General features: G+C 48.2%; 28 protein-coding genes and 1 other RNA gene. 21 read left to right on the top strand and 8 right to left on the bottom strand.

The window, feature by feature from the left end:
- Positions 1–391 precede the first annotated feature (391 nt).
- The 12 genes from FYJ34_RS05730 (at position 392) to tadA (ending at position 10,529) form a co-directional block, all read left to right on the top strand.
- The gene (locus FYJ34_RS05730; protein WP_154476958.1) at positions 392–1,054 is read left to right on the top strand and encodes a F0F1 ATP synthase subunit A; all 663 of its coding nucleotides are present in this window, start codon (positions 392–394) and stop codon (positions 1,052–1,054) included.
- Between the two features lie 16 nt (positions 1,055–1,070).
- Positions 1,071–1,298, top strand: coding sequence for an ATP synthase F0 subunit C (gene atpE, locus FYJ34_RS05725; protein ID WP_154475307.1), 228 nt, complete (start codon positions 1,071–1,073; stop codon positions 1,296–1,298).
- 52 nt (positions 1,299–1,350) lie between these two features.
- On the top strand, positions 1,351–1,824 hold the full coding sequence (gene atpF / locus FYJ34_RS05720; protein WP_154475305.1) for a F0F1 ATP synthase subunit B: 474 nt from the start codon (positions 1,351–1,353) through the stop codon (positions 1,822–1,824).
- Positions 1,821–2,330 (top strand): F0F1 ATP synthase subunit delta, encoded by a 510-nt coding sequence (locus FYJ34_RS05715; RefSeq protein WP_154476956.1) that lies wholly within the window; start codon positions 1,821–1,823, stop codon positions 2,328–2,330. The genes atpF and FYJ34_RS05715 overlap by 4 nt, the downstream gene beginning before the upstream one ends.
- Before the next feature lie 5 nt (positions 2,331–2,335).
- Positions 2,336–3,841 (top strand): F0F1 ATP synthase subunit alpha, encoded by a 1,506-nt coding sequence (gene atpA, locus FYJ34_RS05710; RefSeq protein ID WP_154476954.1) that lies wholly within the window; start codon positions 2,336–2,338, stop codon positions 3,839–3,841.
- Between the two features lie 8 nt (positions 3,842–3,849).
- On the top strand, positions 3,850–4,746 hold the full coding sequence (atpG, locus tag FYJ34_RS05705; protein WP_154476952.1) for an ATP synthase F1 subunit gamma: 897 nt from the start codon (positions 3,850–3,852) through the stop codon (positions 4,744–4,746).
- A gap of 8 nt (positions 4,747–4,754) precedes the next feature.
- Positions 4,755–6,149 (top strand): F0F1 ATP synthase subunit beta, encoded by a 1,395-nt coding sequence (atpD, locus tag FYJ34_RS05700; protein ID WP_154476950.1) that lies wholly within the window; start codon positions 4,755–4,757, stop codon positions 6,147–6,149.
- The gene (atpC, locus tag FYJ34_RS05695) at positions 6,149–6,559 is read left to right on the top strand and encodes an ATP synthase F1 subunit epsilon (protein WP_154476948.1); all 411 of its coding nucleotides are present in this window, start codon (positions 6,149–6,151) and stop codon (positions 6,557–6,559) included. The genes atpD and atpC overlap by 1 nt, the downstream gene beginning before the upstream one ends.
- Positions 6,560–6,785: 226 nt before the next feature.
- A complete protein-coding gene (locus FYJ34_RS05690) occupies positions 6,786–7,406 on the top strand; it encodes a 4'-phosphopantetheinyl transferase family protein (RefSeq protein ID WP_154476946.1) in 621 nt (206 codons plus the stop codon).
- Between the two features lie 246 nt (positions 7,407–7,652).
- The gene (locus FYJ34_RS05685; protein ID WP_154476944.1) at positions 7,653–8,609 is read left to right on the top strand and encodes a hypothetical protein; all 957 of its coding nucleotides are present in this window, start codon (positions 7,653–7,655) and stop codon (positions 8,607–8,609) included.
- 15 nt (positions 8,610–8,624) lie between these two features.
- Entirely contained in the window at positions 8,625–10,043 is a 1,419-nt protein-coding gene (locus tag FYJ34_RS05680; protein ID WP_154476942.1) for a deoxyguanosinetriphosphate triphosphohydrolase, read from the top strand.
- On the top strand, positions 10,044–10,529 hold the full coding sequence (gene tadA, locus FYJ34_RS05675; RefSeq protein WP_154476940.1) for a tRNA adenosine(34) deaminase TadA: 486 nt from the start codon (positions 10,044–10,046) through the stop codon (positions 10,527–10,529). It begins immediately after the preceding gene.
- A 79-nt stretch (positions 10,530–10,608) separates the two neighbouring features.
- Here the strand turns inward: tadA and ffs are convergent.
- The 8 genes from ffs to FYJ34_RS05635 all read right to left on the bottom strand — a co-directional run bounded on the left by ffs (position 10,609) and on the right by FYJ34_RS05635 (position 15,431).
- Positions 10,609–10,872, bottom strand: an RNA gene (gene ffs, locus FYJ34_RS05670) — signal recognition particle sRNA large type.
- Positions 10,873–11,081: 209 nt separating this feature from the next.
- Positions 11,082–12,134: an IS30 family transposase gene (locus FYJ34_RS05665; RefSeq protein ID WP_154476938.1), complete on the bottom strand. Its 1,053-nt coding sequence runs from the start codon at positions 12,132–12,134 to the stop codon at positions 11,082–11,084.
- Positions 12,135–12,237: 103 nt separating this feature from the next.
- Positions 12,238–12,900, bottom strand: a complete 663-nt coding sequence (locus tag FYJ34_RS05660) for a hypothetical protein (RefSeq protein ID WP_154476936.1) — start codon at positions 12,898–12,900, stop codon at positions 12,238–12,240.
- Between the two features lie 48 nt (positions 12,901–12,948).
- Entirely contained in the window at positions 12,949–13,365 is a 417-nt protein-coding gene (gene vapD / locus FYJ34_RS05655) for a VapD family protein (RefSeq protein ID WP_154476934.1), read from the bottom strand.
- 10 nt (positions 13,366–13,375) lie between these two features.
- The gene (locus tag FYJ34_RS05650) at positions 13,376–13,693 is read right to left on the bottom strand and encodes a hypothetical protein (protein ID WP_154476932.1); all 318 of its coding nucleotides are present in this window, start codon (positions 13,691–13,693) and stop codon (positions 13,376–13,378) included.
- Positions 13,694–13,793: 100 nt separating this feature from the next.
- Positions 13,794–14,141, bottom strand: a complete 348-nt coding sequence (locus tag FYJ34_RS05645) for a hypothetical protein (RefSeq protein WP_154476930.1) — start codon at positions 14,139–14,141, stop codon at positions 13,794–13,796.
- A complete protein-coding gene (locus FYJ34_RS05640; protein WP_154476928.1) occupies positions 14,107–15,162 on the bottom strand; it encodes a ParB/RepB/Spo0J family partition protein in 1,056 nt (351 codons plus the stop codon). The genes FYJ34_RS05645 and FYJ34_RS05640 overlap by 35 nt, the downstream gene beginning before the upstream one ends.
- Before the next feature lie 2 nt (positions 15,163–15,164).
- Complete coding sequence (locus tag FYJ34_RS05635; RefSeq protein WP_154476926.1) at positions 15,165–15,431, bottom strand: hypothetical protein; 267 nt, start codon at positions 15,429–15,431, stop codon at positions 15,165–15,167.
- A gap of 370 nt (positions 15,432–15,801) precedes the next feature.
- On the opposite strand from FYJ34_RS05635, the gene FYJ34_RS05630 reads away from it, so the two are divergent.
- The 9 genes from FYJ34_RS05630 to FYJ34_RS05590 all read left to right on the top strand — a co-directional run bounded on the left by FYJ34_RS05630 (position 15,802) and on the right by FYJ34_RS05590 (position 23,924).
- Positions 15,802–16,719 (top strand): AIR synthase family protein, encoded by a 918-nt coding sequence (locus FYJ34_RS05630; protein WP_154476924.1) that lies wholly within the window; start codon positions 15,802–15,804, stop codon positions 16,717–16,719.
- Complete coding sequence (locus FYJ34_RS05625; protein WP_154476922.1) at positions 16,716–17,213, top strand: tRNA (cytidine(34)-2'-O)-methyltransferase; 498 nt, start codon at positions 16,716–16,718, stop codon at positions 17,211–17,213. Before FYJ34_RS05630 ends, FYJ34_RS05625 begins: the two co-directional genes overlap by 4 nt.
- A gap of 139 nt (positions 17,214–17,352) precedes the next feature.
- Positions 17,353–17,670 (top strand): ATP synthase subunit B family protein, encoded by a 318-nt coding sequence (locus FYJ34_RS05620; protein WP_154476920.1) that lies wholly within the window; start codon positions 17,353–17,355, stop codon positions 17,668–17,670.
- A gap of 31 nt (positions 17,671–17,701) precedes the next feature.
- Positions 17,702–19,717 carry a V-type ATP synthase subunit I gene (locus FYJ34_RS05615; RefSeq protein WP_154476918.1) on the top strand — a complete coding sequence of 672 codons (2,016 nt, stop codon included), beginning with the start codon at positions 17,702–17,704 and terminating at the stop codon, positions 19,715–19,717.
- 1 nt (position 19,718) lies between these two features.
- Positions 19,719–20,195 carry a V-type ATP synthase subunit K gene (locus tag FYJ34_RS05610; RefSeq protein ID WP_154476916.1) on the top strand — a complete coding sequence of 159 codons (477 nt, stop codon included), beginning with the start codon at positions 19,719–19,721 and terminating at the stop codon, positions 20,193–20,195.
- 54 nt (positions 20,196–20,249) lie between these two features.
- Positions 20,250–20,843 carry a V-type ATP synthase subunit E gene (locus FYJ34_RS05605; protein WP_154476914.1) on the top strand — a complete coding sequence of 198 codons (594 nt, stop codon included), beginning with the start codon at positions 20,250–20,252 and terminating at the stop codon, positions 20,841–20,843.
- 10 nt (positions 20,844–20,853) lie between these two features.
- Positions 20,854–21,822, top strand: a complete 969-nt coding sequence (locus tag FYJ34_RS05600; RefSeq protein WP_154476912.1) for a V0D/AC39 family V-type ATPase subunit — start codon at positions 20,854–20,856, stop codon at positions 21,820–21,822.
- Positions 21,815–22,135: a V-type ATP synthase subunit F gene (locus FYJ34_RS05595; RefSeq protein WP_154476910.1), complete on the top strand. Its 321-nt coding sequence runs from the start codon at positions 21,815–21,817 to the stop codon at positions 22,133–22,135. Before FYJ34_RS05600 ends, FYJ34_RS05595 begins: the two co-directional genes overlap by 8 nt.
- Before the next feature lie 19 nt (positions 22,136–22,154).
- Positions 22,155–23,924: a V-type ATP synthase subunit A gene (locus FYJ34_RS05590; RefSeq protein ID WP_154476908.1), complete on the top strand. Its 1,770-nt coding sequence runs from the start codon at positions 22,155–22,157 to the stop codon at positions 23,922–23,924.

The raw sequence follows: 23,924 nt of genomic DNA, 5'->3' as shown, positions 1-23,924 counted from the left end.
ATCCGGAAATTCAGGTGGAAAAAAACATCTTTTGCATCAGACATAAGGGTGCAGGAGATGTTTTTTTGTTTCACAGGAATGTGCGCTGCGCGAAATAAAACATTCTGTTTCTCGTAAAAATCCATAAAAATAAAAAAGAAACCGATATAATTTTGGACAAAATTCAAGGAGGAAACTAGAAAGAGCAGGAAGAGACAAAAAATGATGAAAAAATAAATAAAAGGAAGGGGATCCATGATTTTGAATTTAAAAAAATAAATAAAAAAAGGGGTGAAATGCAGGAAAACAGCGAAGAGAAAAAGATGATTGACAAAAGAAAAAAATGGCAGTAATGTGAGGAAAGCTTAGAGGAGAGGAGGGCATTTATACGGAAAAACTGACTCAAAATCTCATGGAGGAATTAACCTGTAAAACGGTGTTTGAGATTCCGGTTTTCGGGGGGATCAAGGTGGACGAAGCGGTGGTGGCAACCTGGGGGATCATGCTGTGTCTGACCCTGCTGTCTCTGATCCTGGTGAGGAATCTCAAGGTGGAACGTCCGGGGAAAGTACAACTTGCGTTGGAGTCATGTATTCAATGGGGAACGGATCTTTTTGAAGGGATCCTGGGAAAAGAAAATTCCGGTTATATTCCCTACCTGATGACGGTGGGACTGTTTCTGGTTATCTCCAACACCATGGGGCTGATCGGGATCAAACCACCCACAAAGGATCTGAACGTAACGGCGGCGCTGGCCATTCTTAGTATGCTTTTGATCGAATACAGCGGGATACGAAGAAACGGGATCCGCCATTGGGGAAAACACTTCGGGGAACCGGTTCCCTTCGTGGCGCCGATCATGGTGCTGGAAGTGTTTATCAGACCACTTTCGCTGTGCATGCGTCTGTTTGGAAATATGCTGGGAGGATTTGTAGTGATGGAACTGATCAAGCAGGTAGCACCGCTTTTGATCCCCGTTCCTCTCAGTTTCTACTTTGATATTTTCGACGGGCTGCTGCAGGCCTACGTATTTGTATTTTTAACGGCACTTTTTATGAATGAAGAAATGGAATAAAGAAGGAGGACATAGTATGTCGGGAACAATTATCGCAATTGGAGCAGGAGTAGCAGTATTAACGGGAATTGGAGCTGGTGTCGGGATCGGGATCGCAACCGGAAGAGCGACGGAAGCCATCGCAAGACAGCCGGAGGCGGAAAAGAAGATCAGTAAGTCCCTCATTTTGGGATGTGCACTGGCAGAGGCAACGGCCATCTACGGCTTTATCGTGGCATTGATGATCATCCTCTTCCTGAAATAAGGAGAACTTTTTCGGGAGAAGAGAGGAGAACCCTGAGAAAGGCGGTAAAGATGTGTTAAGGTTAGATGCGAATTTTGTATTGGAAATGATAAATATCCTTGTACTTTTCCTCATTCTTCGCAAGCTGTTGTTCCGTCCGGTCATGGATATCATGGAAAAGCGCAGACAGATGATCGAAGGGAAACTGCAGGAGGCAAGCCGGGAGAAGGAACAGGCGGAAAGCCTGAAAAGAGAATATGAAGACATCCGGGGGAAGGCAAAGGAGGAATCCAGGCAGATCATCCTGCAGGCGAAAGAAGAGGCGCAAAGAGAAGCCAGACAGCTGATAGAGGAAGCGCAGAAGGAAGCGAGGAGACAGCTGGAGGAGGCGAAGGCATCTATTGAGGAGAAGCAGACACAGGCGCTTTTGGACGTGAAAGCCCAGGCGGCAGTGCTGTCAATGGAAGAGGCAAAAAAACTGCTGGAGAACCCGCAGTCTTCTGCATATCAGGAATTTATCAGAAAAGAAGGAAGGCAGAAGGTATGAGAAGAAATGGAAAAATTTCTCCTTATGTCAAGGCGCTTTGGGAACTGGGAATCGAAGAAACAGATCTGGAAGACATCCGGGAGATTTTGCGGGAGAATCCGAAGCTGAAAAAAGTGCTGGAAGACCCGAGAGTTTCCCGACAGGACAAAAGCAGGGTGGTTGACAGAGTGTTTCCGGAGGCTTATAAAGGGCTGCTGCAAACTCTGGTAAAGTATGAGACGGTGGCGCTTCTGGATGATATGAAGACAGGACTTCAGGCAGAGAAAGACAAAAGAGAGAGAAGGATCACGATCAGACTTTCTTATGTAACGCCTCCTTCTGTTCAGGAAAAAGATCAGATGGAAATCCTGTTGAAACAGAAGTTTGCGGCAAGTGAAGTCCGGTGGCTGGAAGAGGAAAAACCGGAACTTTTGGGAGGATTTCTTCTGCAGGTAAACGGATGGGAATACGATTACAGCACAAGGGGCAGATGGCTGGAGCTGAAGCGCGGTTTGATTAGGAGGTAACGGAAATGAGCAGGATCCGTTCAGATGAGATTATTTCGATTTTAAAAGAAGAAATTCAAAATTATGAAGAAGTGGTACAGGGAAAAGAGGTAGGTACGGTCATCTCCGTAGGAGATGGGATCGCTTCGGTTTATGGCCTGGATACGGTGATGTACGGGGAGATCATAATGCTGGACAACGGCCTGAAGGGAATGGTTCAGGATATCAAAGAGTCGGAGATCAGCTGTATCTTGTTCGGAGACGATGCGGACATCAGGCAGGGAGCAAAGGCTGTGCGTACCGGCAGGCGGGCAGGAGTTCCTGTAGGAGAGGCTTACATCGGCAGAGTAGTGGACTCTTTGGGGAATCCCATTGATGGAAGAGGGGAGATTTCTGCTTTAGAGTATCGCCCTATCGAAAAAGAGGCGCCGCAGATCGTGGACAGAAAATCTGTCAGCGTTCCGCTGGAAACGGGGATCCTTTCCATTGACGCCATGTTTCCCATAGGAAGAGGGCAGAGAGAGCTGATCATTGGAGACCGGCAGACAGGAAAGACGTCTATTGCGGTAGACGCCATCCTGAATCAGAAGGGAAAGCAGGTGATCTGTATCTATGTGGCTATAGGGCAGAAGGCCTCTACAGTGGCACAACTGGTCAACACCCTGAAAGCGAAAGGAGCCATGGAATATACGGCGGTATTTTGTGCCACAGCCAGTAGCTGCGCCTCTCTTCAGTACATTGCTCCTTATTCGGCGACAGCTTTGGCAGAATATTTTATGGAACAGGGGAAAGATGTACTGATCGTGTACGATGATCTGTCCAAGCATGCGGTAGCTTACCGGACGATCTCTCTGCTTTTAGGGCGTTCGCCGGGACGAGAGGCGTATCCGGGAGATGTGTTCTATCTGCATTCCAGACTGCTGGAGAGAAGCAGCAGGCTGAGCGAAGCGGCAGGAGGCGGCTCTATTACGGCGCTTCCCATTATTGAAACACAGGCAGGAGACGTGTCGGCCTATATCCCCACGAATGTGATCTCTATTACCGACGGACAGATCTTTCTGGAAAGCGATCTGTTTCATGCAGGGATCCGCCCGGCGGTCAATGTAGGACTGTCCGTTTCCCGGGTAGGTGGTGCAGCACAGACGAAGGCGATGAAAAAGGCTTCCGGAAGCCTGCGGATCGATCTGGCGCAGGCGAGAGAGCTGGAGTCTTTCACACAGTTCAGTTCGGATCTGGATGCGGCCACTAAAGCACAGCTACAGTACGGAGCGTGTCTGACGGAACTTTTGAAACAGCCGCTGGGACGTCCCTTGAGTCTCTGGGAGCAGGTGGTCACCCTGTGCGCGGTGACCGGACGGCTCTTAAAGGAAGTGCCCACAGATCAGGTGAAAGAATTTCAGATGGATCTGCTGTCCTATTTTCAGGACAGACAGTCGGATATCTGCCGAAAGATCCAGGAAGAACAGGATCTGAGTCCGTCATTAAAGGAGCGGATCATGGAAGGGATCCGGGAATTTCAGAAAAGCAGATAGGTGAGAGTATGGCAAATACAAGAGAAATGAAAGAGCGGATAGACAGCATTCAGGAAACGAAAAAAATCACGAATGCCATGTACCTGATCTCTTCCTCAAAGGTGAAGCAGGCAAGAAAAAAGCTTTCGGAGACAGAACCGTTTTTTTATGCCATGCAGGCAGAGATCGCCAGGATCCTGAAACATGTACCGGATATGCACAGCCACTTTTTTGACAGAAGAGAGAAGACTTTGCCGGAAAAAAGAAAGATAGGATGCATCGTCATTACGGCGGATAAAGGACTGGCAGGAGCATACAACCATAATGTGATCAAGCTGGCAGAAGAAATGAAAGGAAATGCCGGACAGTACAGGCTGTATGTGCTGGGAGAGCTGGGGAGACAGTATTTTTCGGGGAAGGAAGGGGTCGTTTTGGAGGAAAGCTTCCGCTACACCGTCCAAAACCCCAACATGAACCGGGCCAGAAGGATCGCCTCTAAGGTGGTAGAGCTGTTTGAAAAGGGAGAGGTGGATGACGTGTATATCATCTATACTCGTATGGTCAACGCCATGGAGGAAGCGGCGGAGAAGATCAAGCTGCTGCCGCTGCAAAAGACCAGCTTTCAGCAGGAGATGGTGCATACGCCAGAGGGAGATTACCTGGAGGGAATGACATTCTATCCTTCGGCGCACAGCGTGATGGACAGTATCGTTCCCAACTATTTAAACGGGATCATCTATGGGTGTCTGGTGGAATCCTACTGCAGTGAGCATAATGCCAGGATGAAGGCAATGCAAAACGCTACAGACAGCGCCACAAAGATGCTGGGAGAATTAAGGATGACGTATAACCGGGCGCGGCAGGCAGACATTACACAGGAGTTGACGGAGGTTGTAGGCGGAGCCGGCGTGCAGAAAAGGAAGTGACAAAACACATGGGAAAAGGAAAGATTATGCAGGTGATGGGGCCTGTAGTAGACGTAGAATTTCAATCGCAAGAAGAGCTTCCAAGGATCAAAGATGCTCTGGAAGTGGAGGGGATGGGCTTTCATTGCGTTATGGAGGTGGCGCAGCATACCGGAAATAACGTGGCAAGATGTATCATGCTGGCATCCAGCGAGGGGCTGCAAAAAGGGATGGAGGTGACGCCCACAGGCGCCGGAATCCGGGTGCCCGTGGGAGAGAAAACGCTGGGGCGGCTGTTCAACGTGCTGGGAGATACCATTGACGGAAAGGAGCAGATCCCTCAGGAAGCACAGAAGTGGGAGATTCACCGGAAAGCTCCCCGGTTTGATGAACTAAGCGATAAGGTGGAGGTGCTGGAAACGGGGATCAAGGTCATCGATCTTTTAACGCCCTATGCCAAAGGAGGAAAGATCGGCCTGTTTGGAGGCGCCGGAGTAGGGAAAACGGTGCTGATCCAGGAGTTGATCCACAATATTGCTACGGAGCATGGAGGCTATTCCATTTTTACGGGAGTAGGAGAACGATCCAGGGAAGGAAACGATCTGTGGACGGAGATGGGAGAATCCGGCGTACTGGAAAAGACGGCTCTGGTATTTGGACAGATGAATGAGCCGCCGGGATCCAGAATGCGTGTGGCAGAGACGGGGCTGACCATGGCGGAGTATTTCCGGGATGAAAAACAACAGAATGTATTGCTGTTTATTGACAATATTTTCCGGTTTGTGCAGGCCGGCTCAGAGGTATCGGCGCTTCTGGGCAGGATCCCGTCAGCGGTGGGATATCAGCCGACGCTGGCCAACGAGATGGGAGCGCTGCAGGAGCGGATCACCTCGACAAAGAGTGGTTCCATTACCTCCGTGCAGGCAGTCTATGTACCGGCTGACGACCTGACAGATCCGGCGCCGGCCACCACCTTCTCCCACCTGGATGCCACTACCGTTTTGTCCAGAAAGATCGTGGAGCAGGGAATCTATCCGGCGGTGGATCCGCTGGAGTCTACGTCCAGGATCCTGGAGGCAGATGTGGTAGGAGAGGAGCATTACCGGGTGGCAAGGAGCGTACAGTCCATGCTGCAAAAGTACAAAGAGCTGCAGGATATCATTGCGATCCTGGGAATGGAAGAATTGTCGGAGGAGGACAAGAAGATTGTCAGCCGTGCCAGAAAGATCCAGAGATTCCTTTCTCAGCCATTCTCTGTGGCAGAAGGATTTACCGGCGTAAAGGGGAGGTATGTGCCGGTGAAGGAAACGGTACGGGGATTCCGGGCGATCGTAGACGGAGAAATGGACGAATATCCGGAAAATGCATTCTTTAACGTGGGAACCTTGGAAGAAGTGGTGGAGAAAGCAAAGGAGCAGATGTAATGGAATCGTTTTTTTTGAAGGTGATTTCCAGTGACAAGGTGTTTTTTGAAGGCAGGTGCAAGAGTCTGGTAGTCCCTACTCCGGACGGACAAAAAGGGATTTTGGCACACCATGAAAATATGGTGATCGCGGTAGAGATCGGAGAACTGGTTCTGACGCCGGAGGAAGGAGAGCCCATCACGGCAGTAGTCTCCAAGGGATTCGTGGAAATCCTGAATAACCAGGTGGCTGTGCTGGTCAATTCGGCAGAGAGACCGGAGGATATCGACGTCCTGCGGGCAAGAGAAGCAGAGGAAAGGGCGAAGGAGCAGCTGCGGCAGAAGCAGAGCATCCAGGAATATCATCTGTCGCAGGCCTCTCTTGCCAGGGCGATGAATCGGTTGAAGGCATCAAAAAACAGAAGGAAATAGATGGGATAAAGGAACGAGAGTCTTTGGTTTGACAAACCGAGACTCTCGCTTCGTCTGGAGGGGAGATGTTGAGGATAGAAAAGAATACTTGAAACAGGTTTTGAAGAAAAAAGTTTGGACAATGTAAGGCAGTTTGGTGTTTTCAAAGTGAAATCAAGAAAGTATAATAAGAGGAAAGCAGAAAAAGCAGCAAAAGAATTGGGTGAAAACGAGAGGGGGGACAGATTTGGTAAAAACATGGATGGCGGAAATTTCTCCGCTGTATCAGGAGGAGAGATGGAAGGCGGAGATGGAACGGCTCCCCCAGTGGAGAAAGGAAAAGGCAGCCAGACTATCTGCTCCGGAGGCAAAAGCACAGAGTGTGGCAGTGTGGAGACTGTGGCAGGAAGTACAGAAAAAAGAAGGAGTGGGAGAAGAAGTCGTGTTTAACCTGTCTCATTCCGGCAACTATGTACTATGTGCTTTCAGTGATCGCCCGAGAGAAGAAGTGGGTTGTGATATAGAAGTGGTTAAAACGTATCTTCCCAGGATCGCAAAACGCTTTTTCACCGACGCAGAATATCGGCGGTTGGAAGAAGCGGATAAGGGAGAACAAAGCGATCTGTTTTTTCGCCATTGGGTGCTAAAGGAAAGCTTTATGAAAGCCACCAGGCTGGGAACTAGGCTGGATACCAGAAGCTTTGAGATCGAGTGGGAAAAAGGGATGCCGAAGCTGGCAAAAAAACCGGAACAGTTTTCAAGGGAGTACGCATACCGGGAGTTTTTTTTGGATCATACAGAGGTCAGAGCGGCGGTCTGCAGTACCGATAGAGAAATAAGAGATAAGATAGAAATTTATGTCTTTTAAAAAGAGAAGAAAAAGAAAAGATTCTTTGCAAAAAGATCTTTTTTTTGATGGGCAACATGCTATAATAAATCATTGAAAAGGATAGAAACCGACTTTGACGAAAAAGCAGGGACGGACCCGGTAGATTCCCTAAAAGGATGTTTGAGAAAAAGAGGGAAGAAAAAGAAACGAATATATTTCTGTAATTAATGAGGGACGATTCAACCACAGAACATCTATGACAGAAAAGAGAAGGAGGAGCAAGAAATGTATTTATCATTCGGGGAGCAAGTGAAAATCATTTTAAAGAGAAAAGGAATGACCATCAAAGAGCTGGCGGCAGTGATGGAAGAGCGGACCGGGAAGAAAATGTCCCGCCAGAATCTGACGCAGCGCCTGGGCAGAGATAATTTTCAGGAAAAAGATATGATCCTGATCGCAGAGATCCTGGAGCGGCCGTTCCAGTTAAACATATTGGATGAAGCGGCTCTGGAAGATGAGGCGATCATCGAAAAGGTAAAGGAAAAGATAGAGAGGACCCGGAAGAAAGCAGAAACGAAGAAGAAAAAGAAGGCGGAGCCGTCTCAGAAGATAAAAGAAATCAAAGAAGATCTAAAGGAGGATTCTTCGGAAGATTCCGGCAAGGAGACCGCCGTGGAAGAAAGGCAGGAGCAGAAGACGGTTGCCCATGACGCGGTAAAGCAGGAAGCGGGCGTGGAAGAAGTGGTTTCGGTAAAGCAGGAAGCGGCTGCGGAAGAAGCGGCTTTGGCAAAACAGGAACCGGTTAAAAAGGAGCCGGCGAAAAAGATGTTTGGCTGGCTGACCAGACGGACAAGAAAGCAGGAAGAAGAAAAAGAAGCAAAACCGGAAAAGCCGGCAGAAGAACTCCCGGAGACGAAAAAGCGGCAGGAGAAGGAGGCAGAAATTTTGCAGCCGTCAGACTATCCGCAGAAATATCAGGTGGAGTATGAAGAAGCGCTGGAGGAAGTGCTGGCGACGACAGAAGAGGAAGACCTGGAAAAAGGGGAGGTCAATCCCTATACCGGTAGAGAATATGAAAGCAACAGTGTTCGGATCCATCCGAAACGGCTGGGTTATGTTCAGGTTTACAGCAGAAGAACCCACAGTTGGAAGGATATGACGGAATGGGCGTTTTTAGGAGAACAGGAGCGGTTAAAAGCGGAACTTGGAAAGGACTATGAAGAGCCGATCTTTCTGGATTAGAAAAGGGGAGCAGGTTTGAACTGGGAACAATTGTTATCGACAAAACGAAGAAGAGAAAGCAGCAGCAAGTACGGAAAAGGAACGGATCTGCGAAGCGAGTTTGAGAAAGACTACCACAGGATCATCGGGAGCGCATCCTTTCGGCGGCTGCAGGATAAGACCCAGGTCTTTCCCCTGGATAAAAGCGATTTTATTCGCACCCGGCTGACCCATTCTCTGGAGGTTTCTTCTTTTGCAAAGTCTCTGGGGCAAAATATCGGAGAAAACATTCTGACCTATCGGAAGGATTCGGGATTTACGCAGAAAATGAAAGAAGATATCTGCAGCATTTTGCAGTGTGCCGGACTGATCCATGATATTGGAAATCCGCCCTTTGGACATTTCGGAGAGTATGCTATTCGGCATTGGTTTAAGGAGAATCTTCCCAGACTGCAATACCACGGAAAACCATTGGAGCAGGTACTGACGCCACGAATGATCCGGGATTTTTATCATTTTGAGGGAAATGCGCAGGCGCTGCGGCTGGTCAGCCGCCTGCATTTTCTGGTGGACGAAAATGGGATGAACCTGACCTACGGGCTGCTGTCTTCTATCATTAAGTATCCGGTGTCCTCTTTGGAGGTAAATCCGGCCTCCCGGGACATCAAGGAGAAAAAAATGGGCTATTATCTGGCGGACGAAGAACTGTTTCAGGACATTGTCAAGGAGACAGGGACGAATGGAGCGAGGCATCCGCTGGTGTATATTTTGGAAGCGGCAGACGATATTGCCTATAAAACGGCAGATATTGAAGACGCCTTTGTAAAAGGATTTATCGGGTTTGATAAGCTGTTAGAGGTCCTTAGAAAACTGGAAAGTGAAGAGCCGCCGGTATCTGGCGGGTTTAAGGGAGCGGACAAACTGGAGGAGCTGTACCAGAGAGGACTGGAAAAAGGAGTGGAGGATCCCAGAGAGTATGCCATCAAAAACTGGATCGTAAGGCTGCAGGCATTTTTGATCCAGTGTGCCACTGATGGATTCAACACCCATTATCATGAGATCATGGAGGGACGGTATCCATCAGACCTCTTTCATGGAACCTTCGCCCAGTCCCTGATGGAACTTTTGGGCAAACTGGCATACCGGGAGGTCTTTACTTCGGAGACCATTTACCGGATGGAAGTAGCAGAGTCCAGCATTCTGAATGATCTGATGGATAGATTTTTAGAGGCGGCGATCCGGTATGATGATCCGCAGGCGTCTCTGGATGCCATAGGGAAACGACTGATGTCCTTTGTTTCCAGCAATTATAAGAGAGCCTATCACAGACAGGCGGAAGGAAGATCGGAGGAAGAAAAGTTGTATCTTCGTCTGCTTCTGGCAACAGACTATATCTGTGGAATGACGGACAGCTACGCCAAACGGCTGTATCAGGAAATGAAAGGGATCATCTAAATGACGGAAGATACGATAAAGTATATGAAAGAAGCCATTCGGCAGGCAAAAAAGGCTTACGCATTGGGGGAGGTTCCTATTGGCTGCGTGATCGTTTACGAGGGGAAGATCATTGGAAGAGGATACAACCGAAGGACGACAGAGAAAAATCCCCTGGCACATGCCGAGATGATCGCCATCCGAAAAGCCAGCAGGCGGCTGGGAGACTGGCGGCTGGAGGGATGTCAAATGTATGTGACACTGGAACCCTGCCAGATGTGTGCAGGCGCCATTGTGCAGGCGCGAATGGACAAGGTGGTGATCGGCTGCATGAATCCAAAAGCGGGGTGCGCCGGATCTGTCCTGGATCTGCTTCGGGAAGAAGCTTTTAATCATCAGGCGGAGGTGGAAACGGGAGTGTTGGAAAAGGAATGCAGCGAGATGATGAAAGCATTTTTTAAGGAGCTTCGGGAAAAGAAAAAAGAAGGGCAGGAGACTTCCTGTTAAAACAAAATAGGGCAATAAAAAAATCCATGAACCGGGATCACCAGATCCTTTCTGTCATGGATTTTTTATGGTCTGTTTTCTGTGCACTGTGCGTCGAACGATCGATCCCAGACGTTACCTTGGCAGCTGACTCAGTCCAGGCACCCTTACGGCACCCGGAAGATTTCACTTAGTGCTGCTTCGTTCCCGACCTGACACGGTTCATGAAGTTCCGCTGCGTAAGACCCGAACATCGGCATCAGCTGATCAAGGGCAGCTCTGCAATGCGATGCCCTCGGCACAGTATCACCCCTGCTATAGCGGATTGCAGGTACAAGGTACCGCTACCACCCCGGCTGCACAGGTCTTCATTCTAAAGGATTTTGCATAAAATGTCAATGAAAAAGGAAAGGCATCTGCATAGTGAAAATGTCAAGTGTTAATGCTCACTTTCTTCCTATCTTTTTTTTATATTTTTTTCTCCCCGAATATTTTGTGCTTTGTATGAGAAGAACACGCAAAGTGGCCACTTATACAAGTGGCTGTCGTCTCCCGAAAAAATTGTCTCCTGTGTTATGCAATCCACCCCCTTTCTGTTGCTTCCTGAATCAATTTCAGAAAGACTTCTTCTGCAGATCTCCCTCCATAGATTTTTCTGGGATATTGATTCATCCATGCTTCTATCTGTTTGATTTGATTTCTGGAAATCCCATCAAGGTTCATTCCTTTTGGCAGGTATCTTCTGATAAATCTGTTTTGATTCTCATTCCTGGAACGCTCTGTACTTCTGTATGGGTGGCAGACGTATATTTTTGTTCTGCTTTTCTTATTTCTTCGGGATCGCTCAATCCCTTTGTAATCGCTAAATTCCGCCCCATTATCTACTGTAATGCTGCGGAATAACTCCCGAAAAGCCTTTTCTCCGATTCTGCGTTCCATCCGATCCAATGCTCGCACCACTTCCGTTGCCGTATGTGCTTTCAGTGGTTCTATCACTTCCAGAAGCGTCGCTCTTTCTGTTAATACCAGAAGGCTTTTTTTGCTTCCCCTTCCACCCAGAACCGTATCCATTTCCCAATGTCCCACTTCTTCTCTGCGGTTAATCTTTTCCGGTCGCTTCTCAATACTGGTTCCTCTGCTGACCTTCTTTGCCACCTGTACCTTCTTTTTCCTTTTTTTGTGTGGCATGGGACAATCAGCCAATACGATATTAGGAAACACCCTCTTCCTGATGTAATTATAGCAAGTAGATAAGCTGATCTGTGTTTGAAACACCTGATCTGATTTCCTGGCTGCTTCTAGCGCCGCATAGGGCGACTTCTTTTCCTTTATAATCTGATGCTCCAAAAACCGAAGCAGCTTTCTATCTGTTCCGATCTTCAGCCCCCTTCCTTTCTCCTTCAGCTTCTCTCGATATTTCCTTTGTGCCTCTTCCGGATTATACCGTTCTTCTTCCGTCAGGTCTGTATTCCTGTGTAGATAAGTCGCTCGTTTTACTTCCCGATAAATGGTTGATATGTGAACTTGTAATTCTTCGGCGATCTCCCTTTTTCCAAACCCATGCCGTAACATCAATTCGATTTTAAGTCGGTCATCCCGACTTAGATGACTATAGAATTTCCCCATCCCTTTTCGATCCTTTTCCTAGAACTTCTAAGAAAACTATAACAAAAAACAGGCCAACCATTCAACGGTTTTGACCTGTTCTCCTTCACATTTCTATCCATTTTTATTGGGTTGCTCCGCAGCTGCATCGATACCCGGTGATCTGCTGTTCCTGATGTGTTACTGCTGGATGATTTATCGTATTATAATGATCCAAAACTTGGCGATATGCTGTTCCGTATCCACCACAAGGGCACCCCGTTGCCTCCTCATGTTGTCTTGAAGTTTGTCCCGTTATGTCTGCTCCACATGTATTGCATTGTTTCCATGCTTCTTGCCTATACACTGGAACTTGTTCTGTCCATGCTGCCTGATCTGTTACCGTAATCGTGGTATACACTGGCTGCCAGTTATGGCTGTGTGCTTTTGGCTCTGTCTGGGACGTGTTCCCTGAACCAGAAGTTTCCGCTGATTTTGCTGATTCTTTCTGCTTCGCCTCTACCCCGGTTCCTCCAGCTTTTTCCGCTTCTTTCTTCTTTTCGCTTCCTTCAGTGGATGAAACTTCTGCCTTTTTCTCCTCTTCTTTGACCGCCTCCACCTCTTCTTTATCTGCAGCTTCTTCTTTCTTGACTTCTACCTTGTTTTTCGTTTTCTTTTCTTCCTTCTTTTTTTCTGTCTGTTCCACTTTCATTTTTTGCTTCGTTTCCGCCCCGGTTTCCATCTGTGCGCCAACGCCCAGAGCAACAAGAAAAGCTGCCACGCAAGCTGCCGATATCAGTCTTTTCATTTATTTTTCCCTCCTTTATTTCCTATTCTCTATCCCGTATAACTCTATCTAAAAATCCAACTCTTCCTCATTTATAAATTCTTGCTGGCCTTCTGCCTGTCTTGCTGCTCTTTCCACGGCTTTTTGCATATAAGTCTGAGGGTTTTGTTCTTTCTGTTTACAAGCATCTCTTAAAGATTCGGAAAAATCATAAGTGTCACCTATCTCTGTCGCATAAATTGTATACAATGAATCTTCCAACCAGCTAAACTGTTCTCCCATTTCTTGAATACATTCATAAACATCCAACAATGCTAGTTCTTCTTTACTGTGATAGCCTGATCCTTGCACATGAATAAATTCTTTTCCAGTTAAATATTCCCGAATATCTTCATAAGCTTTTCGCCAATTTTTGCCTGGATAGAATTTCTCTAATTTCTTTGTATCCAAATCAAAGTTCATGGAATATCGAGACTTTTTCTCCATATTCAATCTCCTATCCAAACATTATTCCTTTTTTCTCTGTGTAATATTGGATTAAATCTATATGTTCTCCTCTTGGAGCGAACCACTCTATCGATTTCACGCATTTTTCAAACCAGTCTGCATGACATAAATGATGTGCTGCATTCCCTACATGGGAAACGTCAGAGGGAACCCCTCTTCCTGTAAAAACACCATCTCCCTGATTGATGCACTGGTAATTCTCACAGGTTTTTTCTACTGCCTCTATTACTTCCCGATAGTCATACCCATATTTTTCTGTTTTTTCTGGGTCGATTCTTATAATCAGTTTAAATTCCGATTTTGCCATCTGCTCTTCCTCCTTCTTACAATTTTCTCCCATTGGTTTTACGTGTCAACATTGACACGTACTCTTCTTTTTCCTCCACACAGCTTCCCGGCGTCTTTCTCTAACCCCATAATAACCGTGCCTGCATTTCGCAGAAGTTCAGCATAGCCTGAAAGATTACTACTGTTTTCGTGGTCTTTTCGTCTGCCGCCACTTCTTCTAACGCTTCATTTTCCGCTTCTGTCAGTATGATCTGTTCCCGTACCGTTTTCCTTACATAATCCGGATCTGTGTAAGCACGGATCTTCAACCGGGGGTTCACCTTACAATCTCCTCTCAAAAAAGTAGCAATCGCCTTTTTCTGAAATGCCACCAGGCTTGCTCCCGTTTCTTTCAAAAGCCGATGCTCAATGATAAACATAGATCTGGTCACTTTATAGGTTGTGATGATTTTCTTTTGTGCTTCCAATGACACTTTCTCCATTCTTTATCAGTTCCTCCAACTGGCGAATGACATTCAGATATTGAAAGTATTGTTCCTCCTGCAGCAGCATCCCAATCCGAACCTGCTTGCGGATCCCTTCTGTATCCTGTTTCCAGTTTTCTCCGTCCAAATAGCAATACCCTTCCGGAACCTCTACTTCTCTTTTTTGTAGTGTAGCATGTTCTTTTTCACTACTCAATAGTCCCTTCTGTTCCTCCTGATATTTTTTCAAGTCCTTCCCTTCGATTTTTTTCTGCGCCTGCATTTTCTGCAGGAAATCTTCCTGTACCTCCACTGGCATATCTGCCACCTGTGCTGCCGTGTTGGAGGAAATCTTATCTTCCAACATGACATCCATTAACGCAGGGCTGCCCTGATGTTCCACTTTGTCAAACTGTGCCACCTTCCCAGTAGAGATCCCCAGGGTTTCGGAAAGCACCTCTCTTTCTCGTTTTCCTTTTAGTTCCACTTCACTTCCATCCGCTTTCTTCAGACGCTCCACTCCTTGATCTTTCAGCTTTTTGTAGATTCGTCTCAATTCCTGCAGCTCTCTTGCAATCTCTCCATCGGTATAATCCCTTTGTTCCCGGTTGGTTGTGATGATAGAATACATTTCCTTTTCTTCTTCATCCAGCGGCAGATCAATTTTATCCAGTACCGTCACCACACAGGGAATCACTTTCTGCCAGATCCCTTTTTCGATCAGCAGATCAATGGCAGTCAGCCTTCTTTCCCCACTTAATAGCTCAAATTTATTTCCCTCAATCGGCTTTACCTCCAGCGGCTGCTTGAGGCCTACGTCTGCGATAGACTGCGCCAGGCTTTCAATCTCTCCAATCTTATAAAAGTTCCGTTTATTCTTTTCAATCTGACGCCTGTCTAAATACAGAAGATCCATATCCCCTCTGGATACATCATTTAAAAGTCCAAGTCCCGCTTTCATTCCACCGTCTTCATTCAACAGGCCTTCCGTCCCTCGAATCTTTGATAAATTAAACTTTCCCATAGCTATTCTCCTTCCATGATATGCCGTGTCAGCGCCAGATATTCTCGTGTGATCTTCTCTTTCTTTTTCGGATCCCTGGCCAGTAGTGGTTGTTGCTCCAAAGTGCTTTCTTCAATCCATTTGGAGCTTCGGATCGTCACCGGAAGTAATCCTCCTTCCGGAAAAATTTCTTCCAATAACCCATACACCGCTTTTTCTATGTTTTTCCTGCCGCTATACTGGGTAAGAAAACAGCCTCCCAATTTTAGCTTGAAATTATAACGCTGCACCGTGCGGATCTGCATAGAAAGAGGAGATATCTCTGTACAAAACAGTACAAAAAAAGTAGATGAAAAAAGGCTTCCATATTGTACAAAAAAAAGTACATGTGCTATAATGGGCGTTATAGTTGGCGAAAAAGATGCGGCCGGGAAAGGCGGCGTCTGCATAGAACCAACCGGCAGGGGAAGCGGACTGCCGTAGAAAAGCAGCGGATGCTGTGATGGGAAAGAAGGAAACGAGATGAAATTTCATGACAAACGGACGAAAAGAATCATAGCGATCATTACGGTAACGGTGATCGTGGCCATGATCGCCACGATGGTGATCCCATATCTGATCGTGTAGCGTGACAGGAAGAAGAAAAGTGAGGCAATCAACATGGAACTTGCGTGGAAATCATATACCGCCTACGGAGAGGAAGAGCGTGTGGGAGATACGGCTCTTGCCATGGTGGCAAATCATCTGAAAAGCAGAGGGTGTCGGCAGCTTGCTGTAACGGCGTCGGTGGAGATCCCTTCCGGAGAATATAAGATGCTTTCTATCCGGGTGGAAAAAAGACTGCGGGATCTTTGCGGGCAAAAACAGATTCCCTGTCATGGCGTTGAACGGCGGGTGAATCCCCTGCTGAAAAGTCCGGGAGTGACTGTGACAGGAGCGGGAGAAGTCTGCGCACAGACTGCTGCGGGCAGGGAAAAGGAAACGCAGGACAGAAAAGATATCTGGGAAAAAAGGGAATCGGAAAAGTGTATACCGTACAGCCAAGGGGAAGAGGAGATTTACTGTGTAGGATTGCCTGCCTTATCTGCCGCCCTGCAGCTTAAAAGGCAGGAGAAAAAAATCTTAGAACAAAGATTTTCTTCTGCTTTTTTGGAAGAAATGGAACGGTGGAAAGAGGAGCAGTTTTTAAAGGATCGCTGTTTTTTACAGGGAAATGGGATCACCGGCTGGTATCAGACGGAAGAGGGCGGGATCTTTGCCGCTCTGTGGAAGATGGCGGAATCCAAATGCTGTGGATTTGAAGTGGAATTAAAGCAGATCCCTCTCCTGCAGGAGGTGATCGAGATTTGTGAGCATTTTCGTCTGAACCCCTACCTGATGCAGTCGGCGGGCTGCATGATAGTGACTTCCGGGACGGATCTGGAGCAGGAACTGGGAGAACAGGAGGTCTTTGTAAAAAGGATCGGTCGCCTGAAGGAGGGAAAGGAGAAGCTTTTGAAAAACGGGGAGGAGATCCGGTGTCTGGATCGCCCGGCGCCGGATGAATGGCTGAAATGGCTGGGAGGAGAAAGAGAATGATCAATATTGTACTGCTGGAGCCGGAAATACCGGCAAATACCGGAAATATCGGAAGAACCTGCGTGGCGACAGGGGCGAGGCTGCACCTGATCGAGCCGCTGGGGTTTCGGCTGACAGAAAAGAATCTGAAACGGGCAGGCATGGATTACTGGAGCCGATTGGATGTCACCACCTATGTAGACTACCGGGAGTTTTTGGACAAGAATCCGAAAGCGAAGATCTATCTGGCAACGACCAAGGCAAAACGGATCTATACAGAGGTTTCCTACGAAGAAGACTGCTATATCATGTTCGGCAAGGAAAGTGCGGGGATTCCGGAGGAGATCCTGCAGGATTCAGAGGAAACATGCATCAGGATCCCCATGCTGGAAGAGATCCGGTCCCTGAATCTGGGGAATTCTGTAGCGGTGGTCCTCTACGAGGCGCTGCGCCAGCAGGGGTTTGACGGCATGTGCAGGGAGGGAAAACTGCATCGATTGGAATGGAAGGATTAAAATGCAGGAAAATTCGTTTGACTATTCATAATATTTATAAGTACTGATAGATATAATCATTAAAAAAGCATAAATTTCATGGACTTATGAATTGGAATATATTATAATTTTAGCCAAATAGGTTCATGAAGGAAAAGAGGTGAATGAGTTGGTAGAGGAAACCATGCGGGAAATTCGGGAAACGGAAGCCCAGGCGGCAAAAGTACTGCAGGAGGCAGATGAGGCCTGTACCAGGATTCTGGAAGAGGCAAAAGAGGAAGCCAGGAAGATCCGGCAGGAAAAGGAAGAGACTGTGAGCCGGAGAGTCAAAGAGGGACTGGAGCGTCAGAAACAACTTTCCCAGGCGGCGATTGAACAGGCGGAGGCTGCGGCGGAAGAAGAAACGAAAGAACTCACCAGACGGGCGAAAGAAAAGGAAAAAGACGCAGTTACACTTGTGAAAGAAGCATTGCTGTAACAGACAGCAGGGGGAAAGGAGGGAGAATGTTATGGCAGTATTGCAGATGCAAAGAGTAAGTATCTGCGGGCTAAAACGGGATCGAAAAGCGATTTTGGAAACCATACAGTCTCTGGGTGTCATGGAGATGGATCAGATCCGGCAGGATGACGGCGGCTTTGAAAAGATGGACACCACAAACGCCAGACAGAGCTTTGAAAAGAAGGTACATCTTTTTGAGCAGGCGCTGCATATTCTGGAGACGTACACACCGGAGAAAAAGTCGTTCTTATCAGGCTTTGAAGGAAAGACGCTACTGGGTAAGGAAAGACTGGAGCAGACCATCCGGCAGAGAAAACAGGCGGTGGAAACGGGAAGTGCTCTGGTGGGCATAAGCAAGGAGATCGCAGAGCTGAAAAATGAGATCCATGGACTGTACAACCAGATAGAAAGTCTGACACCGTGGAAGAGCCTGGACATTCCCATGAACAGCAGAGGGACAGACAAGACGGCGGTGATACTGGGGACTCTAAGCGGACAGTGGACGCTGGAAATGGTAAAGGAAAGCCTGAAAGAGGCAGAGCCTGAATTGGAAGAGGTGCATCTGGAAGAGGTGTCCAGCGACCGGGACGGCATCTATCTTTTGATCATTTGTCTGAAAAAAGATGAACAAAAAATCGAAGAAGCGCTGCGCAGTCTGGGTTTTGCAAGACCAACGGTGAAAAGTTGCAAATCTCCCGGCGAGCAGATAAAAGACTGGGAAAAGAAGATTCACGACCTGGAAGAGACCATCAAAAAGAAGGAAAAAGAGATAGAAGCGCTGGCTTCTGCCAGGGAGGAGCTTCAGATCGCCTCGGATTACTACAGGATCCGTGCAGAAAAGTATCAGGTGCTGGGGACGCTCCCGCAGTCAGAACGGGTATTTTGCATCAGCGGGTATGTGGCAAAGAAACAGGTTCCGCTTCTCAGGGAACGGATCGAGAAGGTATACAGCTGTGTCCTGGATGAGGAAGATCTGAAAGAGGACGAGGTGCCGCCTACGGTACTGGTCAACAACCGGTTTTCCTCCAGCATGGAAGGCGTGGTGGAATCCTACGGACTTCCTGGAAAAGGAGAGATTGATCCGACAACGGTCATGTCCTTCTTTTACGTATTTTTCTTTGGGCTGATGCTTTCCGACGCGGCGTATGGAGCCATTATCTCTATCTGCTGCTTCGTACTTCTGAAAAAGTTTCCCCGGATGGAAAAAAGTATGCAGAAATCACTGAAACTGTTTTTCTACTGCGGACTGTCCACACTGGTGTGGGGCGTTCTGTTCGGAGGGTACTTCGGAGACGTGATCACGGTGGCGGCAAAGACGTTTCTGGGAAAAACGGTAGAAGTGAAAGCCCTTTGGTTTGTTCCTTTGAACAATCCGATGAAGATGCTGGTATATTCCATGCTGTTCGGTACCATCCACCTGTTTGTGGGACTGGGAATCAAAGGCTATATCTGCCTGAAGGAAAAGCGGATACTGGACTTTTTCTGTGACGTAGTACTCTGGTATGCCTTTGTGATCGGACTGATCCTTCTTCTGATACCCAGCCAGGTATTTGTAGCGATCTCCCAGATGGAAGTGACCTTCCCACCGGCAGTCAATCTACTGGCAAAGGGACTGGCTATCGGAGGAGCGGCGGGATTGTTTCTCATGTCGGGACGGGAGAGCAAGAACCCGGCCCTGCGACTGGCGCTGGGGGCGTATGACCTGTACAACATTACCGGCTGGCTCAGTGACGTGCTTTCCTATTCCAGACTGTTGGCGCTGGGATTGGCAACGGGAGTTATCGCGTCGGTGGTGAACCAGATGGGGATCATGGCAGGAAAGAGCGTAGTAGGCGTGATAATCTTCATCATTGTATTTTTGGTAGGACACAGTCTGAATATGGCCATCAATATCCTGGGAGCCTATGTGCATACCAATCGTCTTCAATTTGTGGAATTTTTCGGTAAGTTTTATGAGGGAAGCGGAAGAGGCTTCCATCCCTTTACACAACAAACAAAATATGTAGAAATCAAGGAGGAGAAGTAAGATGAGTAGTTTAGGAATCGTTTATGCATTGTTGGGAGCAGCGGTAGCAGTATTTCTGGCAGGAGCCGGATCTGCTATCGGAGTTGGAGTCGCAGGTCAGGCAGCGTCCGGAGTCGTATCAGAAGACCCGTCTAAGTTTGGTAAGGTTCTGATCGTGCAGCTGCTTCCGGGAACCCAGGGGATCTATGGACTTCTGGTAGGCTTCATTACACTGGCGAAGGTAGGGATCCTGGGCGGAGGAGCCGCAGAGATTTCCGTACAGACAGGACTTTTGATCCTGGCGGCATGTCTTCCTATCGGGATCGTAGGATTGATCTCCGGAAAGCATCAGGGAAAAACGGCTGCGGCAGCTATCGGAATCGTAGCAAAAAAACCGGATCAGTTTGGTAAGGCGATGCTGATCCCGGCCATGGTAGAGACCTACGCCATTCTGGCGCTTCTGATCTCCGTCCTCGCAGTAACATCTATTCAGCTGTAAGCGGACAGGATCGAAAAGAAACGTGTCATTTTAAAGAAAAAGGAGAGCCAGGCAATGAGCGGATTAAACAAGATAAAAAGCCAGATCATGGATGAAGCCAGATCTTTAGCGGAAGAAAAGATTGCGGAAGCCAAACTGACGGCAGGAGAGATCATAGAACAAGCTCAGAAAGAAGCCGAAGAAAGTGAGAAGCAAATGCTCCGGAAGGCGGAGGCAGAAGAAAAGAAGCAGCAGGAGAAAACAGCTTCTTTTATCGATCTGCAGAAGCGGACAAAGATTCTGGAAGCAAAACAGGGTGTGATCGCCGATGTGCTGAAACAGGCGTATGAAGCGCTGGAAAACCTGGGCGAAGAAGAGTATTTTTCTGCACTGCTTCTCCTTGTAAAGAAGTATGCGCTGCCGGAAACGGGAGAAATCCTGTTTGGAAAAACAGATCTTGGCAGACTGCCGGAGGGATTTGGAGACAAAATAGAAGAGATTGCAAAGGCAAAAGGTGGAGAACTCCGTATCTCTGAGAAGGAGGGTGCGATAAAGAACGGTTTCATTCTCGTTTACGGAGGGATTGAAGAAAATTGTACCCTGAAAGCATTGTTTGATGCCAGACAGGAGGAGCTGTCCGACAAGGTTCACCGGCTGTTGTTTGCGTAGGAGGGAAGGCATGAGGGAAGAATATACCTATGCGGTTGCACGGATCCGTGCAATGGAGGTGAATTTATTTTCAAAAGAGGTCGTAGACCAGCTGATCGCTTGTCAGACATATGAACAATGCCTTCAGTTACTGGAAGAAAAAGGCTGGGGCGACGGAGCGCTACAAAAGGATATGGAAGGGATTCTGGCCAGAGAAGAAGAGAAGATCTGGGATGTGGTAAGAGAGCTGGGTATTCCGCTGGAACGATTTGACGTGCTGATGTACCCCAAGCTGTTCCACAATCTGAAGGCGGCGATCAAAGAGGTGTGTACAGAGGAGACCAACCATCAGATTTTTTATGAAAACGGGATGGTTATGGGCAAAGAGATGCTGACACTGGTGCGGGAAAGGCGATTTGAGGAGCTTCCCGAAGTGCTGCAGGAAGTGGCAAGGGAAGCCTATGAAAGTCTTCTGCACACCAGAGACGGACAGCTGTGCGACATTATGATCGACAAGGCGACATTGGAGGCGATCTGTCAGGCGGGAAAAGAGACGAAGGAACCGGTTATCCGGGAATACGCGGAATCCTATGTGGCGGTAGCCAACATCAAGGTGGCCGTCCGGTCTGCCAAGACAGGGAAGTCTTTGGACTTTATGGAAAAAGCAATGACAGACTGTGAAGGGATCCGCTGGGAGCGGCTTGCGAAAGCAGCGCTGGCGGGCATAGAAGGCATCTGCGAATACCTTCAGGAAACATCCTATTCCCAGGGAGCAGAAGTGCTGCGCCAGTCGATGTCGGCCTTTGAACGATGGTGCGATAACAGGATCATAGAGACTATGAAATCCCAGAAGTATGAGGCGTTTACACTGGGACCTGTCGTGGCGTATGTGATCGCAAGACAAAATGAGATCAGGACGGTGCGGATGGTGCTGTCAGGAAAGCAGAACCGGCTGCCGGAGGAGTCCATTCGGGAAAGGATAAGGGAAATGTATGTATAAGATAGCGGTAATAGGCGATTATGACAGTATTTACGGCTTTGCTGCTTTGGGGCTGGATACCTTTCCTGTTGCCGATGAAGAAGAAGGAAAGGACAGGCTGGCCAGACTGGCGGCCGGGCAGTATGGAATCATTTATATCACGGAAGCGCTGGCCAAAGAGCTGTCAAAGGAACTGGAAAAATACGAAGAACAGGTAATGCCTGCCATCGTCCGGGTACCGGGGATTTCCGGCAACACAGGAGCCGGTGTGGAAGGCGTAAAGAAAACGGTAGAGCAGGCTGTTGGATCGGACATTCTGTTTGGAAACCAATAAAGGAGGTTGATTCGTTCAAATGAGCAGAGGAACAATCAAAAAAGTAGCTGGACCGTTGGTCATCGCAAAGGGCATGAGAGATGCCAACATGTTTGACGTGGTGCGTGTAAGCGACCAGCGGCTGATCGGAGAGATTATCGAGATGCACGGAGACGAAGCATCCATACAGGTATATGAAGAAACATCAGGACTGGGTCCGGGCGAACCGGTAGAATCCATGCAGGTACCCATGTCCGTAGAACTGGGCCCCGGGCTGATTGCCAGCATCTACGACGGAATCCAGCGTCCGCTGGACGATATCATGAAAATATCGGGAAACAGCCTGCAAAGAGGGGTGGAAGTGGCTTCTCTGAAAAGAGACCGGAAATGGGAATTTGTGCCGGTGGCAAAAGCGGGCGACAAGGTGGTTGCAGGAGATGTCCTGGGAACGGTACAGGAGACCATCGTAGTACAGCAGAAGATCATGGTTCCTTTTGGCGTAGAGGGTACGGTCAAGGAGATCAAAGCAGGAGAATTTACGGTAGAAGAGGTAGTGGCGGTCCTGGAAACAGAGGATGGAGAAAAGGAACTGACCATGATGCAAAGATGGCCGGTTCGGAAAGGACGTCCCTATGTGAAAAAGCTGCCTCCGCAGAAACCGCTGATCACAGGGCAGAGAGTGGTAGATACCTTTTTCCCGATTGCCAAGGGAGGAGTAGCGTCTGTTCCGGGACCGTTTGGAAGCGGAAAGACCGTTATCCAGCACCAGCTGGCAAAATGGGCGGAAGCGGATATCGTAGTATACATCGGCTGCGGAGAGCGTGGAAACGAGATGACGGACGTATTGAACGAGTTCCCGGAGCTGAAGGACCCGAAAACAGGGCAGTCTTTGATGGAGAGGACCGTTCTGATCGCCAACACCTCCGACATGCCGGTGGCGGCACGGGAGGCTTCCATTTACACGGGAATCACCATTGCAGAGTATTTCAGGGACATGGGGTATTCGGTGGCTTTGATGGCGGACTCTACGTCCAGATGGGCAGAGGCGCTGCGAGAGATGTCGGGACGTCTGGAAGAGATGCCGGGCGAAGAAGGATATCCGGCTTATCTGGGAAGCCGTTTGGCACAGTTTTACGAGAGAGCCGGGCACGTGATCTCCCTGGGATCTGATGGAAGAGAGGGAGCCCTGTCTGTAATCGGAGCCGTATCCCCTCCGGGAGGAGATATTTCAGAGCCGGTATCTCAGGCAACTCTTCGGATCGTGAAGGTGTTCTGGGGACTGGATTCGGCGCTGGCCTACAAGCGGCATTTCCCGGCTATCAACTGGCTGACCAGCTATTCTCTGTATGTGGATCATATGGGGCCGTGGTTTGATCAGGAAGTAGCGTCTGACTGGATGGAAAACCGCCAGAAGATGATGAGCCTTCTCCAGGATGAAGCGGAACTGGAAGAGATCGTAAAAATGGTAGGAATGGATGCGCTGTCTGCAACAGACCGACTGAAAATGGAAGCGGCGCGTTCTATCCGGGAGGACTTCCTGCACCAGAACTCTTTCCACGAGATCGATACGTATACGTCCCTGAAAAAACAGCATCTGATGATGCGGCTGGTACTGGCATTCTATGAGGAAGCCTCACAGGCGCTGGCAGAGCATCCAAGAAAGATGCAGGCGCTCATCAACATGGAGGTCAGGGAGCGGATCGGAAGATTCAAGTATACAAAAGAAGAAGAGTTAGACAAAGAGTATGAGGCCATCAAGAGCGAGCTGGAAAGAGAAGTGGCAGCCATTGCCGGGAAGGAGGACTTCTAA

This window comes from Suipraeoptans intestinalis (assembly GCF_009696485.1).
Classification (GTDB): Bacteria; Bacillota; Clostridia; order Lachnospirales; family Lachnospiraceae; genus Suipraeoptans; species Suipraeoptans intestinalis.
Note: the sequence above shows the minus strand (reverse complement) of the source record. Positions and strands in the feature narration are given on the sequence as shown.